Below are 17634 nucleotides of genomic sequence, written 5' to 3'. Positions count from 1 at the left end.
AGTTGGTTGAGAGGGAGGGGAGAGAAAGGTAATTTAATGCGGCGTGCGGGCCGGAGGCACAGGATCATACCCTGAACCGCCCCACGGGTTGCATCTTAAAATGCGCCATGAGCCAAGAAGAAAGCCGCGCCAGGCTCCATGGACCCGGACGGCCTGGATGAAGTACTGGGAACAGGAGGGAGTATAGCGGCAGCCGCTGCCGGGGCCCCCCAGCGCATGCAGGGGGGCGCTGATGAAGGTTTGGTAGCCCCGTACCAGGGCAATGAGCAGCCATTTCATCATGCTTTGTCTTGTTCCCGGGAAAGAAGTTGAAGTTTGAGCTTGCGGGCGGCTTTCTGCCAGTCCCGCTCCAGGTCTGCATAGCTGGCTTCCACGGCCCGCCAGCGGAGGACGCACACCAGGTGCACGCCGTGTTCAAAGGGGGCTCCGTGCGCCCTCAGGATTTCCCGTACGCGTCTCCGCAGCTTGTTGCGGACGACGGCGCAGCCGATTTTTTTCGTGCAGATGATGCCGAATTTGGAGGGTTCCTCCGGATGTTCCAGCGGGGCTGCACTTAAAACAATAAGCCGACCTGCTACGGATGGTCCCTCGTTGCGCACCCGGGCAAATTGGAATGCCCTGGTCATGCTTTGTTGACGAGTAAGACGCATCTCCCGCGGGTCGGCCCGTGAAAAAGTTCCAAGGAGGCGTTAACCAAGTCCTGGCGGCTGAATTAACGGCCGTGCTGGATGGTATGGCGCTTGTACTGGATTTCGGCTCCCTTGGGAAGCAGGCGCTTGCGGCCTTTGGCGCGGCGGCGGCGAATGATGTCTGCTCCGTTCTTGGTAGCCATGCGTGCACGGAATCCGAACTGACGCTTGCGGCAACGCTTGGATGGTTGATAAGTCCTCTTGCTCATGATGTTGAAAGATGCTTCTTGTGAATTACTAGATTCAGTGCCGTCCGTCTAAGCGGCCTATGCACAACCGGACGGAAAGGATAACTATTTTGGCTGTTTTGTCAATCCGTCAGGCGATTAATTTGCCCTTTTTCTTGGGGAAGGTACTGGAATAAGTGATGTTTATGGTTGATAGCCAGTTATTTTCTGTTCCGGAGGGAGCCCTTTGTTTTACAGAAAGAGCAGTTCCGCATAGGTGGGAACGGGCCACAGGTCTGCGTCCGTCAGGCTTTCCAGCATGTCGATGGTGCTTCTCAGATTGTCCATGCCCGTCTGGATGACCTTTGTCTCGGCTTTGTCCACGGCGCGGCGGAGTTCCTGCACCTGGGTGGGGAGAAGGTCCAGCAGCGTGCCGATCTGGTTGGCGCGGTCCGCGGTGGCTTTCATGCCCGCCTTGATTCCGGCGGCTTTCATCTGGGCGATGGCGGTGGTGAGCTGCGTGAGCTGTTCCGTCACGGCGGGGATGTAGAGGGTTTCCACCATCAGAAGGGCGGTTTCCGCTTCAATGCTGATTTCCTTGTGGAAGATTTCCGTCTGGATTTCATGGCGGGCGTGGAGCTCCACGGGGCTGACCACCTTGTATTTTTCAAAGAGGGCCTTGGCCTTGGGCGTTTCCAGCGCGGCCAGGGCTTCAATGGTGCCGGGAACGTTGGGCAGTTTGCGGCGTTCCGCTTCTTCAATCCAGGCTTCTCCGTAGCCGTCTCCGCTGAAAAGGATGCGCTTGTGCTTCTTGATGATGTTCTGAAGCAGCTTGTTCAGCGTGGCATGGAATTCCTCCGGCTTGTCCTTGACAGGTTCCAGGATGGTGCAGATTTCATCCAGGCTTTCCGCCACGATGGTGTTGAGCACCGTCATGGGCCAGGCGCAGGTCTGGGAGGAGCCTACGGCGCGGAATTCGAATTTATTGCCCGTGAAGGCGAAGGGGCTGGTGCGGTTCCTGTCGGAGGCGTCCAGAGGGAACATGGGCAGGGTATCCACGCCGATGTTGATGGTTTTCTGGGTGCACGCCTTTTTGGTGCCGCCCTTTTCAATTTGCTCAATGATTTCATCCAGCAGATCCCCCAGAAAGATGGAGATGATGGCCGGAGGCGCTTCATGGGCGCCCAGGCGGTGTTCGTTGCCGGATTTGGCGACGGAGGCGCGCAGCAGGTCCGCGTGTTCGTCCACGGCCTTGATCGTGGCGCAGAGCAGGGTGAGGAAGATGGCGTTTTCCTGCGGGCTGGAACCCGGGTTGAGCAGGCTGCCGTAACCGGGGGCGGAGAGGGACCAGTTGTTGTGCTTGCCGGAGCCGTTCATGCCGGAGAAGGGCTTTTCATGCAGCAGGCAGACCATGTCATGCTTGTTGGCGGTCTTGCGGAGCACTTCCATGACCAGCATGTTGTGGTCCACGGCCAGGTTCTGGCTTTCAAAGATGGGCGCAATTTCAAACTGGCCGGGCGCAACTTCATTGTGGCGCGTTTTGGCCGGAATGCCAAGTTTCCAGAGGGCTTCGTCCACGTCCACCATGAATTCCAGCACGCGGTCCTTGATGGAGCCGAAGTAGTGGTCTTCCATCTGCTGGTGCTTGGGGGGGACGTTGCCGAAGAGGGTGCGGCCGCACATCATCAGGTCCGGGCGCAGGGCGTAAAGCTGCTTGTCCACCAGGAAGTATTCCTGCTCCGCGCCCAGATCGGCGCTGACGTGGATGTTGGACGGGCCGCCGAAGCAGGACAGCAGGCGCCTGGCCTGGCGGGTGACGGCGGTCATGGAGCGGAGAAGGGGAGTCTTTTTGTCCAGCGCCTGTCCCTTATAGGAGCAGAAGGCGGTGGGGATGCAGAGGGTGGCGCCGTTTTCCGTGCGCTTGATGAAGGCGGGGCTGGTGGGATCCCAGGCAGTGTAGCCGCGGGCTTCAAAGGTGGCGCGGAGGCCGCCGGAGGGGAAGCTGGAGGCGTCCGGCTCGCCCTGAACCAGGCTCTTTCCGGAGAATTTGAGTTCCAGGTTTCCTTCCGGGTCCACGTCCACGAAGGAGTCATGCTTTTCCGCCGTGCTTCCGTTGAGGGGCTGGAACCAGTGGGTGTAATGGCTGGCGCCCTTTTCCAGAGCCCACGTCATCATGGCCTGGGCCACTTCATTGGCAATGTCCGGGTCCAGCTTTTCGTCCTTGCGGATGGTAGCCAGCAGTTTCTTGTAGACGGGACGGGGCAGGTAGTTGCGCATGGTCTCCATGTTGAAGACATCCTGACCGTAAATTTCCGCAATGAAGGTTGCGGCATTGCCAACATCGGAAGGTGGGTTTGTATGCATCTTGGTAGGGAACGCGCCAAAAGGCTCGGAATCTACCAAACCTTAAAAGGGGGGTTTTTGCAAGCCGAATCCTGCCGGAGAGCTCCACGGAGGGATGATTCAGGGAACAAAAGTTCCGGAGGAGTCCAATTTCACCTTTTGAAGGGAAGGACGGAAAGGCTGCCGTTCTTCATGCTCCCCTGTCCGGAAGCGGTACGGAACGGCCTGGGAGGTCATTCCCCGCGCATGGGGTTTCCTGCCAGCCGTCCGTTCATCCGGAGGCGGAAGGGAGGGGGAATGCCTGCTATTCCAGCGGTCCCACCGTGATTTTCTGGCACAGGGTGTGGGATTGTCCGGAGGCGAGGGGAATGCAGCGGGAACCGGCATTGCCCATTTCCACGCACAGGAATTTGTTCCAGGATTCCGCGCCCAGATCCGCCATGTTTCCGGCTCCCTGCTGTCCCGGGTTCCAGATGATGACGGAAGAGGCGTGGTCCCGCTCCACGGTGATGGCGCGGTTCAGCACGAAGTCTTCCAGCACGATTTTCCCGGAACAGGCCGGGCAGTCGTAAACGCGGTCCAGGCACCCCAGGGGGGCCAGCGGGCGTTCTCCGTGCTTCATGGGCTGGGGCGCTTCTTCCCGGAACGGTACGTCGTCCAGCCCGTGTACGCGGCATTTGGTCAGGTTGCCGACGGCAAAGTAGTTGTGAAAGGCTTCCGTGAGCTTGCAGGGCTGCATGCGGGCGGTGGTTTCCAGCTTCATGGCCAGCGTGCGGCCCAGCGCCAGGCGCAGGATGGCGGCGGGGTAGGATTCGTCTTCCGGATAGAAGGCCAGGGAAAGCAGGGCGTTCCCCCGCTTGTCCGTCTCCTGGTGATGGAGGCGCCATTCCGAGGTGCGCGCCACGCCGTGGGACGGTTCGCCCTTTCGCGGACCGAACCAGGGCCAGCAGACGGGAATGCCGCCGCGGATAGCTTTGCCGGGCGCAAAGACCGCATTGGGGGAAAGGAAGAGGCATTCTTCCTGCCCCTCCGGCTTCCATGACGTGAGGTGCGCCCCTTGCAGGCACAGGGTGGCTGTACAGAGCGGTGTTTCCACGTCCAGGAAAGCAACTCCCTGGTCTGTTGCTCGCCGGGTAATCATGGCTGGAGGCGTTCGATCGTCCAGGAACCGTTTTCCTGGAGCTTGTACATGAAGCGGTCGTGAACGCGGCCGGGGCCGCCCTGCCAGAATTCAAAGGTGTCCGGAATGATCCGGTAGCCGCCCCAGAAGGAGGGCAGGGGGATTTCTCCCTTGGAGAATTTGTTTTTCAGCTCCATCAGCTTCATTTCCAGCAGTTTTCTTCCGGAGATGACGGAGCTTTGCTGAGAGACCCACGCGCCGAGCTGGGATTCCTTGGGACGGGTGAGGAAGTATTTCAGGGATTCCGCGCGGGAAACCTTGACGGCCTTCCCGTAAATGATGACCTGGCGTTCCAGCATCACCCATGGCAGCATCATGCAGACCTGCGGGTTTTCTTCAATGTCATGGGCCTTGTGGCTGCCGTAGTTGGTGAAAAAGACGAAGCCTGTCTGGTCAAAGTATTTGAGCAGCACCGTACGCAGGGAGGGCCTGCCGTGGGCGTTCACCGTAGCCAGGGAAAAGGCGTTGGGTTCCGGAATGTCCGCTTTCAAGGCCTGTTCAAACCAGGTCTGGAATTGTTCAAAGGGGTTTTCCGCCAGGTCTTTTCTGTGAAGCTGGCCCTTGAGGTATTCTTCTCTGAAATTGGACAGGTCCATGATAGGGTGAAAGGTAAGTGTTATTCCACGCTGAAATCCAGCCCCAGGTCCAGGGAGGGGGCGGAGTGGGTGACGTAGCCCACGGAAACGAAGTCCACGCCGGATTCCGCAATGGCGGCCACCGTGTCCAGGTTGACGCCCCCGCTGGCTTCCATCAGGGGCGTGGCGCGGTCGCCGCGCATGGCGACGGCCTGCTTCAGCATCTCCGGCGTCATGTTGTCCAGAAGGATGTGGTCCACTCCTTCCAGCTTGAGGAAGGCTTCCACCTGTTCCAGGGTGTCCGCTTCCAGCTGGATTTCCACGCCGGGCTTTTCCGCGCGCAGCCTGTTGATGCACTGCTGGAGGTGTTCCGTGTTGCCGTCCGTCATCAGGTGGTTGTCCTTCACCATGGCGCGGTCATAAAGGCCCATGCGGTGGTTGGTGCCTCCGCCGTGGGCCACGGCTGCCTTTTCCAGCAGGCGGTAGCCGGGAGTGGTCTTGCGGGTGTCCAGGATGCGGGCGCTGGTGTGGGAAACGGCCTTCACGTATTTCCTGGTGAGCGTGGCTACGCCGGAAAGGCGCTGGATGAAGTTGAGCGCGGTGCGTTCCGCTCCCAGGATGGAGCGGGCGGACCCTTCAATGAGCATCACCACGGCGCCGGGCGCCACGGCCTCCCCGTCATGCAGGTAGACTTCCACCTTCAGGGAGGGGTCCACCTTGCGGAAGACTTCCGCCGCCACGTTGACGCCGGAAAGAACGCCCTTTTTCCGGGGCGTCAGAATGGCTCTGGCGGTCAGGTGTTCCGGGACGAAGTATGTGGAAGTCACATCCCCGGGGCCGAAGTCTTCGGCCAGCGCCAGATTGATCAGGGTTTCCACGTTGTCGGATACGGTTTCTGCGGGCATGAAAGAAAATGCGGCTTAATATTCGCGGTTGAGGAGATAGTTGGCCAGTTCCACCAGGCGGGTGCGGCGTTCTTCCGGGAAGATCATCAGGGCGTCCAGGGCCGCCTGGGTGCGGCATTTCGCTTCGGAACGGGCTCCGTCCATGCCTATCAGGGCCGGGCAGGTGGATTTCTGGGCGTTCACGTCCTTGCCGGCGGTCTTGCCGAGCTTTTCCGTGGAGGCGGTCAGGTCCAGAATGTCATCAATTACCTGGAAGGCGAGGCCAAGGTTGTAGCCGAAGTCCGTGACGGCTTCCAACTGGGCTTCCGTGGCGTTCGCGGACATGGCGCCGAAGCGGAGGGCCGTGGTCAGCAGGGCCGCCGTCTTCCCTTCGTACACGGCGCGCACTTCCGGTTCGGAGAGCTGCTTGTGCTCCCCTTCCAGGTCCAGAATCTGGCCGCCGATGAGCATCGTGCTGCCGCCGGTAGCCGCCAGTTCCCGGACGTAATCCCGGACAGTGTAGCGTTCCGTGTCGTCCACCTGGGCGATCACGGCAAAGGCTTCCGTCAGCAGGGCGTCTCCCGCCAGAATGGCTACCCCTTCCCCGAAGGCCTTGTGGCTGGTGGGCTTGCCGCGGCGCAGGTCGTCATTGTCCATGGCCGGCAGGTCGTCATGAATAAGGGAATACGTGTGCATCATTTCCACGGCGCAGGCGGGCACCAGGGCGTTCACCGCCAGACCGCCGCAGGCTTCCGCGGCCGCCAGGCAGAGCACGGGGCGCATTCTCTTGCCGCCCGCGAACATGCTGTAGCGCATGGCCTTGTGGATGGTTTCAGGACTTTCGTCCTCTGCGGGCAGAAGCCTGTCCAGCGCGGCGTCAATCAAGGCGCACTGTTCTGTAATGTAGTCGTTCAGGGATTGTTCTTCACACATGACGTTAAGGAATGGGTGCGGGGATAGTAGATATAATTCAGCGGCCGACCAGAAGTTCCGCAATCTGTACGGCGTTCAGGGCTGCCCCTTTCCGGACCTGGTCGCCCACGACCCAGAGGGTCAGGGCATTGTCGATCGCCATGTCCATGCGCATGCGCCCCACGTAGCAGGTGTCCCCGTTGGTGCTGTCCAGCGGGGTGGGCCACACGCCTTCCGAGGGATTGTCCATCACGGCGACTCCGGGTTTTCCGTCATAGGCGCGCCGGGCCGTTTCCACATCCACGGGCTGCTCAAACTGGGCAGTCACGGAAATGGAATGGGAGCGGTACACGGGCACGCGCACGCAGGTGCACGTCACCTTGAGGTCGGGAAGGGAAAGGATTTTGCGGCCTTCATTGAGCATTTTAAGCTCTTCTTTCGTGTAGCCGCTTTCCGTGAAGGAGTCGATCTGGGGAAGAAGGTTGAAGGCGATCTGGTGCGGATAAACGTTTTTCACCACGGGATGGCCGTCCACCACGGCGCGCACCTGGGATTCCAGTTCCGCAATGCCGTGCTGCCCGCTTCCGGAAACCGCCTGGTAGCTGGAGGCGATGACGGTTTTCAGCCCGAAGCGCTGGTGCAGGGGGAAGAGGGCCATCAGCGTAATGATGGTGGTGCAGTTAGGGTTGGCGATGATGTTGCGGGGGTGGTTGAGGGCCGCTTCCGGGTTGATTTCCGGCACCACCAGGGGCACGTCCGGGTCCTGGCGGAAGGCGGAGGAATTGTCGATGACCACGCAGCCCGCGGCCGCGGCAATGGGGGCGAACTTCAGGGAAATGCCGCCGCCTGCGCTGAACAGGGCGATGTCCACGCCGTCAAAGGATTTTTCCGTCAATTCTTCCACAGTCAGCATTTCTCCCCGGAAGGCGACCTGTTTTCCGGCGGACCGGGCGGAGGCCAGAAGCTTCAGGGAGCCTACGGGAAAGTTGCGTGTTTCCAGGCAGGACAGGATCTCAACGCCCACCGCTCCGGTGGCGCCGACGATGGCAACATGGGGTGCTTGGTTCATGGTTGTGTCAGAAAATGGCGGAATTCGGTCCGCATGGGTATGATGATAAAGGTTTTTTCCCGGAAAGGCAATACGGGATCGGCAACAGATGAACAGCGCAGGTCAATATGCAAGGTATAAACAATATTAACTATTCACTGTTAACTATTACATGCCTATTTAACCCATTTGCCCACGCCTTCCGGCAGCCTGCCGTCGGAGACAGGGCCGTAGCGGGTGGATTCCGTGTTGCCCCAGAGGGGAACGCCCACGATGCGCTTCCACCAGCCGGACATGCTGGCCCCCGTGTAGCAGCCGAAGCTCCAGCAGTCGGACCGCGGGGTGAAAATGTCCCGGCGGATGCGGTTCAGGTCTGTTTCGTGAATCCATTCCGTGGAGACGGCCATGATGTTGTTGCCGTAGTCCAGCATCCACGCAAAACAGTTGGAATGGCCGAAGTAGTAGAAGGATTCCACGAAGTCTCCGCGGAAGCGCGGGGAGGAATTCAGCGCCCGGATGGCCTGGTCCGCGCTGTCCACCCAGACGAGCTTGATCTTGTACTTGGAAGCCAGGTCGGCAATCCAGCGGGTATAGGGCTTGCCGTCCTCCCTTCCCCGTGTCGCATAGCCCGGACGGTAAACGATCCAGGTGATTCTGGCGGAGGGGTCCTTCTGCTGGATCTGGGCGATGCGGATGGTGGAGGCCCTTACAAAGTTGGCCCACCAGTTGTCATGCCTGTCAGGCTGTATTCTCAGTCCTTCCCATTGTCTGAGGGCGGGACCGCCGCACATGACGACGTGGACGGCATGGGACAGTCCCGTGCCGCCCGCCAGCAGGGCCAGAGCGAGAAAAAGGCGTGAAAACATGCCCGCACCCTACCTTTGCTCCCCGTGTCTGTCAACCCGCCGGAGTGTTTTTTACCGGAACAGACGCACATGGAATCCCATGGGATGATTTCCGTTTCCCTTTAGCAATTCACCACGTTCACGGCCAGGCCGCCCTGGGCAGTCTCCTTGTATTTGGACTGCATGTCCCTTCCGGTGTCCAGCATGGTGCGGATGACCTTGTCCAGAGGGACGAAGTGGGCGCCCGTGCCGCCCAGGGCAATGCGGGCGGCGTTGATGGCCTTGATGGCGGCGATGGCGTTGCGTTCAATGCAGGGTATCTGGACGAGCCCAGCGATCGGGTCGCAGGTGAGGCCCAGATTGTGTTCCATGCCTATTTCCGCGGCGTTTTCCACCTGGTGGGGCGTTCCTCCCAGGTACTCCGCAAGCGCGGCCGCGGCCATGGAGCAGGCCACGCCCACCTCCCCCTGGCAGCCGACGTCCGCGCCGGAGATGGAGGCGTTTTTCTTGTACAGGATGGCGATGCCACCCGCGGTGAGCAGGAAGCGATGCACGGCGTCCGGATACGGTGAAACGCAGAATTTGGTGGCGTAGTTGAGAACCGCCGGAACAATCCCCGCCGCTCCGTTGGTGGGGGCGGTGACGATGCGGCCGCCGGCCGCGTTTTCCTCACTCACGGCAATGGCGTACAGGTTGATCCAGTCCATGATGGAGAGAGGGTCTTTCAGGGCCGATTCTCCATGCACCAGAAGGGATTTGCGGAGCGTCTTGGCGCGGCGGGGCACTTGCAGGACGCCCGGCAGGTTGCCGCGCGCGCTCATGCCGCTGGAAATGGACTGCTTCATGGTGGCCCAGATCAGGTTCAACTTTTCACGGACTTCCCGTTCCGGAAGCAGGGCGCATTCATTGGCCATGACGATGGAGGAGAGGGGGCATTCCCGTTCATCCGCCATGCGCAGCAGTTCTTCCGCGGATTCATAGGGGAGGGGGAACGGCTCCCGGTCCGGTTCCTCCGGATGCAGAAGCTCCTGCTCGGAAGCGACGAAGCCGCCCCCCGTGGAATAAAACACGGCGTCTTCCACCGGTTCTCCCTCCTGGTTGACTGCGGTGAACAGCATCCCGTTCGGGTGCAGGCGCAGAGGCTGGTAGTGGGAAAGGTCCAGGTCGCGGGTGGGGGAGAAACGGACGGTTTTTTCCTCCGTGACAGGTAGCGTTTCCTGCTGGTGCAGGCGGGCGATTTTTCCGGGAATGCTGCGCGGCTCCACCGTGTGGGGCTCTTCCCCCAGCAGGCCCAGCATGATGGCCGTGTCCGTGCCGTGCCCGTGGCCGGTGGCCGCCAGGGAGCCGTAGCATTCACAGCGGATGCCCGTAATTTCCGGCAGCCGGGGGGAATGGCGTATCTGTTCCAGAAAACGGTGCGCCGCCCGCATGGGGCCTACGGTATGGGAGGAGGATGGGCCTATCCCGATGCTGAAAAGCTCAAAAATGCTGTAATGGTGCATGTCCGTTTTCCTGTAGCGGGGCGGGGCGGAATTTCCCGCGGAAACTCCGCCCCGTTCCGGAAGATGGGCTTACAGCCCCAGCAGGTAGCGTTCCGCTTCAATGGCGGCGCCGCAGCCCATGCCGGCGGAGGAAATGGCCTGGCGGTAGTGAGGGTCCGCCACGTCTCCGGCGGCGAACAGGCCCGGCGTCTTGGTCGCCATCAGGCCGGGTTCCCGGATGATGTAGCCGGCGTCGTCCCGGTCTACCAGATCCCCCAGGAAAGACGTGTTCGGCGTGTGGCCGATTGCCATGAAGACGCACTTGACCGGCAGTTCCGTTACATCCCCTTCCACCAGGTCCTTCAGCATGACGGCTTCCAGTTCTCCCTTGTCGTCCGTCTTGTAGCTCACGATGGTGGAATTCCACATGGGGAAAATCTTTTCATTGGACAGCGTGCGCTCCGCCATGATTTTGGAGGCGCGGAGCGTGTCGCGGCGGTGGATCAGGTACACTCTGGAGGCGAAGCGCGTCAGGAACATGGCTTCTTCACAGGCGCTGTCTCCGCCGCCCACCACGCACACGGGCACGTCCCGGTAAAAGGCTCCGTCACAGGTAGCGCAGGCGGTGAGGCCGTGGCCTACCAGCCCTTCCTCTCCCGGAATGCCCAGGTAGCGGGCGGAAGCTCCCGTAGCCACGATGATGCTGCGGGCTTCGTAATTCTGGCCGCTGGTCTTCACGGTGAACAGCCCGGTGGCTTCATCCCTGATGACGCTCTTGACGTCCTCATACGCAAACCGGGTGCCGAACTTTTCCGCCTGCTGCTGCATCAGGAACATCAGGTCCGGCCCCATCACGCCGTCCGGAAAGCCCGGGAAATTTTCCACCTCCGTGGTGGTGGTCAGCTGTCCGCCGATCTGGGAGCCCGTAATGAGAAGCGGAGAGAGATTGGCGCGGGCGGTGTAAATGGCCGCCGTGTAGCCTGCGCAGCCTGCGCCGATGATAATGACTTGTTCGCTCATAATATGTGTAAGTGATCGCCGCAAGGTTAAAGGAACGGCGCCCGTTTTGCGAGTAGATTTTGCGCTATGCGGCAGCAGAGCGGCGGTCTATGGTCCGGCGGTTCCGGGGCGGCTTCCGGCAGAAGAGGAAAAGAGCTGTTTGCACGTATCCCTGGCGACGGTTTGCAGTATTTTGGCCCTGTCTGCGGGAAGGCTGCACAGCCGCACTCCTTTCAGGGACAGTTTGGCCGGGAGGCCCAGCGGAGACTTTCCGAACAGGGTGCAGTACATCACGCAGGCCGCCAGGTAGCTTCCCGCCTCCGTTGGGTGCTGGCCGTCCGCCTGGTACAGGGCAATTCCGGGATGGCGTTTGAGGCAGTTTTCCCAGGCAATTCCCACAGGGGCCACGGCGGCTTTTTCCTTCCGGGCGAGATTCAAATACGTGGCGAGGAGGGCTTTTTGCTCCTGCGGGTCCGGAACGCCGGAGGCGTCCTTTCTTCCCCACGTCAGCATCAGGACGGGCGTTCCCTGGGCGGCGCGTACCTGGGAGCACCATTTGCCGCCGAATTCCATGGTCCGCTCCGGGGCCACGACGGGAGTGGCGCTCTGGTCCTGGAGAATGACGAAGTCCCAGGCCGTTCCTTCCAGCTTTTCACGGGCGCGCCCGTCATTCCAGTGGGACTGGAAGGAGGCTGCCGGAGCCGCGTGCATGTGCACGTCCGGCCGCAGTCCTTTGGTGTCAGCCATGGCCTTGACCATGGCGGGCATGCGGTTGAAAAACGTATAGCTGTTTCCCAGGAAAAGAATATGGCTCCCGGAACGTGCAGGGGCACAGCGCGGCCAGGGGCTTTCCCCTTGCGGTTTTTCCTGCGCCTGGAGGGTGCATGGAAAAGCTGCCCAGGTGAAAAACAGCAGCGGGAAAATTTTCATGGGCGGCATCATGGCTTTAGCTGAATTCTAATGTTTCCGGAATGAAACTTCAAATGGATTTCATGAAGCGCGCCACTTCTCTTTATGCATCAGGTAAAACGTGAATTGAATGGAGATGAAGGGGAAGCGTTCAATCCTTCCGTTTCGGCAAACCCTTGTACAGGTACCGGGCTTCAGGAATCCTGCCGACGGTTCTGTCAAGCAGGGCGGGGATATCCTTGTCGCCGTAGCCGGCCATGCGGAGGTATTTTTTGACTTCCACCGCTTTGGTCGGGAAGCACTGCATTAATTCGCGGACGAATATTCTTTCCCTTCTGGGTATGATGTTCTTAAGTTTATTGTTTCTTGCCTCGTTGGTCGCGAGCCTGTTGGCGAATTCGCCGGCTGCTTCCCGGTCGCCGGTGAGCTGGGGGGCATGGTCCAGAAGCATTTCCGAACAGATCCAGGTGGCCTCAAAGGCGTGATTGAAACTGCTCCGGAATTGCTGGAGAACCAGTGCTCTCGCTGTTAGAAAAAACCGCAGCGCTTCCTCCTTTTCCGGCAAGGTGGAATGCTTGTCCGTTAAGGCGGCTAGCGGCATGCTCCGGGACATGAAATCTTTAACTTTATAGTCCAGGTTAGTGTGGTTCATCAGCCACATGACGTTGCTGTGCCGGTTAACGTCGATGAATGGCGCGGTCGCAATCAGGCGGCACAGGAAGAGGCCGTCGGTCAATTCCTGTGGAGTGACATTTTTTTTTCTGTAAAGGCTGGCCTCCTTCAGCATTTTGTCGGCTTCCTGATAGAAGGGAATGATGCTGTCCTCGTCGAGCAGTCTTTTAAGTTGGAGCAGTTTCGTGTTCTGCTTGTTAAGATTCCTGGTGGCTGAGGGAATGGGCAGGCGGATATCGGAGAAAGCGGGAGAATGGAACAAAAGGAGGGCCGTCCAAGCCAGGAGAATAGGTACATAAACAGGGTTCATGGAATGATATGGAAAAGGATTATTTATGAGTTGGTATGAAGCGCTTTGCCTGTCGTACTGCGTGTCACGGTGCGGCGGAATTTGGAGACGGTTACTTTGACGTTTTGTAATCCTTTGGTTGGAGAATTCTCATCGGTTTCTTCTCCGTCATAAGTGAAATTAAAATCCTGGGGATAGGGTTTGCCATGAATCAGAAGGCAGTCCTTGTCATCGGAACGGACATGCCAGCCGCATGCCCATGAAAAGGGCTTGGGAAGATTGGAAGCCTGCAATTGGGCAATCGAATTCCGGGTTTAAACTTCCATCCGATATAGTCACTGGGAATTGCCTTGTTTTTGGCGTTGGGGCGGAACAAAACGGCGCCGGGATCATGTTCCGGTTTGAATCCTTCCGGATCATTCGCCCGTTCAATGAAGGCGATATTACTGAAACTCACTTTTAATGGATGCAGGGTTAAATCCAGGACGGTGGATGCTCCCGCATGGTCTTTTTCTCCATCTGCTGCACACTTGGGCATTCGTTTCCCCGTATGTACTGCCATGATTTCAGATGGAATAAAAATATGAAGAATCAGAGGTTTTCTCTCCGGCAGCTCTTCGTCGAGATTTGTTTTGACTCGGATTGTAAGAATCTTGTTTTCAGTAATATCCTTGTTGATGGTTAGAATTGCCTGATTATCTCCATCCTCCGATTTTTCAACAGTGGCCAGATTATCCGGTTCCATGGTCCATTCTATGGAATCCAAATCCACCTCTTTTAACCGCTTCCCGGTCAAGGTCAGTTCAACTTCTTCTCCAATACCCACATCAGTCCGTTTTTTGTCGTCCTCCTGGTTTCCTCCGTCAATCATGCATTGGGCGGACGCCACATCCGTCTTTGATTCAATATACAGGGAGCAGTCGTCCATGTCTGGAGTTTCTTCCGCATGAAGAACCGTATTGGCGCCTCCCGGAAATATCAGGAACAGCAGAAGAAATAAAAGGCGGAGAATCGGTGTAAACATGGAGGATGGATGAACTATTTCTGCACTCTTATCACTATATCTTCTTATTTTGTTTATTGTCAACGGTTTATATAATATGTTAGAAAAGTAGTGAATCGTCTGGAAGGTGAATGGGTTAAGTCTGGCCGCGTTGTTGCATGACTGGGGAAGTTTTTCCGGGAGCCTTGCCGAAGGAAGACGGGTGTGGTTGGATATGGGGCATGAAGCCTGAATCGCTGACCAAGCACCGTGCGACGGGAGTGGATGATCCTCTATTCCTGGATTCCCTGGATATTTACCGGACAAGTTTTCCGGTGCACGAACAGCGGCGCGTCCAGGATTTTCCGCTGGCGTTTCAAGACCCGGGCTTTTGTTATGAGGTATTTTTAAACGGGGAAGGCCGGGTGGTTGCCATGCTGGTGAGCTGGCAGCGTGAGGCATTCGTGTATCTGGAATATTTCGCCGTGGATGCCTCCCTGCGCGGACAGGGCGCCGGCCAAAGGATTCTGGAAGAATTGAGGGACGCTTTTCCCCACAAGGTTATTCTGGAGATTGATCCTCCGGAGGACGGGATTTCACGCCGCCGCCTGGGGTTTTACCAGCGGCACGGCTTTGTGCCCAATCCCCAGTTTGATTACATTCATCCCCCTTATACGGATGAAGGGAAGCCTTTCCCCCTCCTGCTGATGACGCATGAAACCTTGCTGGACGAGGAAACGTACCGGAGCTTTGTTGATTTCCACCACAATCACGTGGTGGCGAGGTAGGCGCATTTCCGGGAAAAGGGGCCGCCAGAAAAAGAGCTGTTGAATCCGGCGTCTTCTTCCTTTCCGTTTTAGCGTATTGGTTTTTATTTCCTGATCCTGTCACATCGTTTCCGTGCGTTCAAAATGCCGGGAGGATTGAGTATGATGGGGAATGATTTGCCAACGGATAACAAATCCGGTGTCAAGCGTGTATTTTTGATAAGTAAAGATTTATATTTCTCTTTTAATAGAGCGGCGGCCTTTCTTAAAACCGCTTCTTTAAGAAAAAGAACAGGCGGTTCCTTGTTCTATTTCAATTTATTTCATCATTTACTGCTTGTTTTTTTCAAATACCGGATTTGTTATCCGTTTCAGTGGACGCATGTTCAATCCCCATGGCCATTTAACTTTCAAGGGAACGGCAGTGGCGGCAGCCTTATGCCTCATTTCCGGCGTACAGGCTTCTTCCCTGTTGTACGGACTGGATTTCAACCAGCTTGGGAGCAATCAGAATTTCATCAATCTGGGAAGCGGTTCCACTGCCATTTCAAAAACGACCGGGTACATCAATTGGAGTAATAGTATTACACCCATGACGGACGGCGGTTATTCCCACTGTCCCAACGGAGGAACGTTCAACATCACCAGCACCAATGGCATTGACGGCCTGAATTTTGCCACCGGCTTCAGCGTGGGCATCCACATGTATTACAGTTCTTCCAGTGCTGACTGGAAGGATGCTTTTTCCATGACGATAGCGGGCACGACGATCAGGGTGGAGATGACGGCCGCCAATAAATGGGTGATTTACAACGGGGGGAATATCGGAATTCCGGACGGAACCGAGTTGTTTGCTGCTTCTGATGATACATGGAACTACCTTGGACTGACGTTCAAGGGAAATGAGATGCAGGTTTACCACGATGGCGAGCTTGTCAAAACGGTCACGACGAGTCTTTCCGGTGATTCCAAGGTTACCAGCATCAAGGGGAGCGGGGATCACAATCCTGGGGCCAACGGCCTTTTCGTCGATAACCTGGCTGTGTACGACGGCGTGTTGAACGGAAACGATTTTGCCTACCTGGATACGCACGGCATGCCCTTGTCCATCCCGGAACCGGCCACCGCTACGCTGGGGCTTCTCGGGCTGACGGCGCTCCTGGTGCGCCGCAAACGCGCCTGAGCTTGGTTTTTCTGAACATTAAAAGAGCCGTTCCTCATTTCCGTGGAACGGCTCTTTTAATTTATAAACGAAGTGGGCCCTGGTCCGCAGGGCGCGGAGAATCAGCTCCATGCCCGGTCAACGGCTTCCTGTTCTTCCGGTCCAAGGCGCCTGGAAAGCCGTTCCCTCATGCGCAGCCGGTATTCGGGAATGCTCCAGGAATGGAGCGGCTGAACGGCGGAGTTGGTGAATTGCCAGGAGGGGATGGGCACCACCACATCCAGGACTTCTCCGGCCCTGGACGGCATTCCGCCCAGTACCGCTGCAATGGCGGAGGAAAGCTCCGGACGTTCGTCCAGAACATCCAGCAGCCATCCGCAGCCCAGGTCCGTAGGAATGGCTTCCGTTCCGGCCAGCAGGTCCGCGAGGCGTTCGGAAGGAAGTTTTTTGGAGATGGAGGCCAGATAAGGGGCAAACCGCATGTCGCCCAGGCTCATCAGGGCATCCAGCGCCGGGGCCATGCTCGCCTGGCCGGGTAGCGGATTCGCACAGATGATGTCCGCCAGCCCGGCGATCCCGGGAAAGCGTTCCTCCGGTTTGGGGGAGGCCAGCGTGTAAATCAGGAAGGAGGCCTGCCGGCGGATGTCCGGGGCCTCATCCGTCATGGCGAAGGGCAGGAGGGCCCGCCATCCGTCCCCCTTGCGCTGGCGGATGAAGGTGGCCAGTTGCAGCGCGCATTTGCGCCGCGCGTCCGGTGCGCAGCAGGACTGGAAGATGTTGTAAATGGTGACGCCTTCTTCTTCCCTGCCCATTTCATTGCAGGTGACCAGCCCATAGGCGATCATGGCCAGGGGCCACTGGTCCGGACCGATTTCATCCCTGCGCGAGGGATCCATGACGAGGGCGGCAAGCCGCTTGATTTCCGACAGAGAACTGGTTTGATCCTGAAAAAGGCCCATGCCCGCATGATAGCCGGCGGCAGGAGCCTGCCAAGGAAAAAAGCCGCTGTTTCCTGCCACCCGCGTTCCGGGAGGGCGTTGCGCCTTCCGGCGGCTAGCGGGCGGAGATCCTCTCCATATTGTCCGCAACCAGGGCGGCCAGTTCTTCCTCTTTCATGGAGAGGGCTTGCGCGGCGTTCCGGTAAAGCTCCGGCAAGGCCTCCGGGTGTTCGTCCGATTCCAGCGCCAGCCGATGGAGCGGGATGGAGGAAAGGAGGCCCGGGCGATCCATTTCACGAGGCCCCACGGAGAGAAGCCAGTTGCCGGAAGGGAGCTGCGCGCCGGGGTTCAGGGCACCCGTCCAGCCGTGCAGCACGGCTTTCAGCCGGGGATATTCCTTCAGCATTCCTGCCAGCGTGCCCCACGCGCGGCAGCAGTGCAGGGCGGCGGGGCGGTTCAGGCGCGCGGCCAGCTCCAGGTGCTGTTTCAGCGCTTCCCGCTGTAGGGGCAGCCCCGGAATGCCGCGGCGGCACTTGTCCAGCCCCGTTTCCCCAATGCCCGCACGGGGGAATTTTTTCAGGAAGGATTCCAGCAGGCGCATTTCCTCCTTCCATGCAGCCGGGTTCAGGCGCCAGGGATGAATGCCGAAGAAAGGCGTGACGTTTTTATCCCGTTCCGCCAGAAGGGCCACCTGCTCCCAGTCCGCCGGGGAGGTGCCGCAGATGAAGCGCGGCGCCGTGCCGGGTGCGGCAGGAGCGGGGTGGGTGTGGGCGTCCGGAAGATTCGTCATTG

The 17634-nt window shown here is 58.6% G+C and carries 19 protein-coding genes; 2 read left to right on the top strand and 17 right to left on the bottom strand.

Going from position 1 to position 17634, the window contains the following annotated elements; all coding sequences use genetic code 11:
• Positions 1–33: 33 nt before the first annotated feature.
• The 15 genes from yidD to J5W70_RS01185 all read right to left on the bottom strand — a co-directional run bounded on the left by yidD (position 34) and on the right by J5W70_RS01185 (position 14017).
• Positions 34–282 (bottom strand): membrane protein insertion efficiency factor YidD, encoded by a 249-nt coding sequence (gene yidD, locus J5W70_RS01255; protein ID WP_022396015.1) that lies wholly within the window; start codon positions 280–282, stop codon positions 34–36.
• Entirely contained in the window at positions 279–650 is a 372-nt protein-coding gene (gene rnpA / locus J5W70_RS01250; protein ID WP_180970901.1) for a ribonuclease P protein component, read from the bottom strand. The genes yidD and rnpA overlap by 4 nt, the downstream gene beginning before the upstream one ends.
• Before the next feature lie 62 nt (positions 651–712).
• Positions 713–898: a 50S ribosomal protein L34 gene (gene rpmH / locus J5W70_RS01245; protein ID WP_012420297.1), complete on the bottom strand. Its 186-nt coding sequence runs from the start codon at positions 896–898 to the stop codon at positions 713–715.
• 210 nt (positions 899–1108) lie between these two features.
• Positions 1109–3220, bottom strand: coding sequence for a glutamine synthetase III family protein (locus tag J5W70_RS01240; RefSeq protein ID WP_102726373.1), 2112 nt, complete (start codon positions 3218–3220; stop codon positions 1109–1111).
• A gap of 283 nt (positions 3221–3503) precedes the next feature.
• The gene (locus J5W70_RS01235) at positions 3504–4340 is read right to left on the bottom strand and encodes a D-hexose-6-phosphate mutarotase (protein ID WP_022396018.1); all 837 of its coding nucleotides are present in this window, start codon (positions 4338–4340) and stop codon (positions 3504–3506) included.
• On the bottom strand, positions 4337–4975 hold the full coding sequence (pdxH, locus tag J5W70_RS01230; RefSeq protein ID WP_022396019.1) for a pyridoxamine 5'-phosphate oxidase: 639 nt from the start codon (positions 4973–4975) through the stop codon (positions 4337–4339). Before pdxH ends, J5W70_RS01235 begins: the two co-directional genes overlap by 4 nt.
• A gap of 20 nt (positions 4976–4995) precedes the next feature.
• The gene (nadC, locus tag J5W70_RS01225; protein WP_022396020.1) at positions 4996–5859 is read right to left on the bottom strand and encodes a carboxylating nicotinate-nucleotide diphosphorylase; all 864 of its coding nucleotides are present in this window, start codon (positions 5857–5859) and stop codon (positions 4996–4998) included.
• Between the two features lie 15 nt (positions 5860–5874).
• Complete coding sequence (locus J5W70_RS01220; protein WP_022396021.1) at positions 5875–6771, bottom strand: polyprenyl synthetase family protein; 897 nt, start codon at positions 6769–6771, stop codon at positions 5875–5877.
• A 37-nt stretch (positions 6772–6808) separates the two neighbouring features.
• A complete protein-coding gene (locus J5W70_RS01215; protein WP_022396022.1) occupies positions 6809–7819 on the bottom strand; it encodes an aspartate-semialdehyde dehydrogenase in 1011 nt (336 codons plus the stop codon).
• Between the two features lie 155 nt (positions 7820–7974).
• A complete protein-coding gene (locus J5W70_RS01210) occupies positions 7975–8664 on the bottom strand; it encodes a hypothetical protein (RefSeq protein ID WP_022396023.1) in 690 nt (229 codons plus the stop codon).
• Between the two features lie 101 nt (positions 8665–8765).
• Positions 8766–10145: an L-serine ammonia-lyase gene (locus J5W70_RS01205; protein WP_022396024.1), complete on the bottom strand. Its 1380-nt coding sequence runs from the start codon at positions 10143–10145 to the stop codon at positions 8766–8768.
• A 69-nt stretch (positions 10146–10214) separates the two neighbouring features.
• Entirely contained in the window at positions 10215–11144 is a 930-nt protein-coding gene (trxB, locus tag J5W70_RS01200; protein ID WP_022396025.1) for a thioredoxin-disulfide reductase, read from the bottom strand.
• An 87-nt stretch (positions 11145–11231) separates the two neighbouring features.
• Positions 11232–12053 carry an SGNH/GDSL hydrolase family protein gene (locus tag J5W70_RS01195; RefSeq protein WP_146020161.1) on the bottom strand — a complete coding sequence of 274 codons (822 nt, stop codon included), beginning with the start codon at positions 12051–12053 and terminating at the stop codon, positions 11232–11234.
• 130 nt (positions 12054–12183) lie between these two features.
• Entirely contained in the window at positions 12184–13014 is an 831-nt protein-coding gene (locus tag J5W70_RS01190; RefSeq protein WP_022396026.1) for a hypothetical protein, read from the bottom strand.
• Positions 13015–13204: 190 nt separating this feature from the next.
• Positions 13205–14017 carry a hypothetical protein gene (locus tag J5W70_RS01185; RefSeq protein ID WP_022396027.1) on the bottom strand — a complete coding sequence of 271 codons (813 nt, stop codon included), beginning with the start codon at positions 14015–14017 and terminating at the stop codon, positions 13205–13207.
• Positions 14018–14217: 200 nt separating this feature from the next.
• On the opposite strand from J5W70_RS01185, the gene J5W70_RS01180 reads away from it, so the two are divergent.
• Positions 14218–14763 (top strand): GNAT family N-acetyltransferase, encoded by a 546-nt coding sequence (locus J5W70_RS01180; RefSeq protein ID WP_180970900.1) that lies wholly within the window; start codon positions 14218–14220, stop codon positions 14761–14763.
• Between the two features lie 361 nt (positions 14764–15124).
• A complete protein-coding gene (locus J5W70_RS01175; protein ID WP_022396029.1) occupies positions 15125–15925 on the top strand; it encodes a LamG-like jellyroll fold domain-containing protein in 801 nt (266 codons plus the stop codon).
• A gap of 101 nt (positions 15926–16026) precedes the next feature.
• Here J5W70_RS01175 and J5W70_RS01170 read toward each other — a convergent pair whose 3' ends face one another.
• Both J5W70_RS01170 and J5W70_RS01165 read right to left on the bottom strand, forming a co-directional pair.
• Positions 16027–16863 (bottom strand): hypothetical protein, encoded by an 837-nt coding sequence (locus J5W70_RS01170; protein ID WP_022396030.1) that lies wholly within the window; start codon positions 16861–16863, stop codon positions 16027–16029.
• Between the two features lie 94 nt (positions 16864–16957).
• Positions 16958–17632, bottom strand: coding sequence for a TatD family hydrolase (locus tag J5W70_RS01165; protein ID WP_022396031.1), 675 nt, complete (start codon positions 17630–17632; stop codon positions 16958–16960).
• Positions 17633–17634: the final 2 nt, after the last annotated feature.

The sequence above is a fragment of the Akkermansia massiliensis genome, from assembly GCF_018847375.1.
GTDB lineage: Bacteria > Verrucomicrobiota > Verrucomicrobiia > Verrucomicrobiales > Akkermansiaceae > Akkermansia > Akkermansia massiliensis.
Note: the sequence above shows the minus strand (reverse complement) of the source record. Positions and strands in the feature narration are given on the sequence as shown.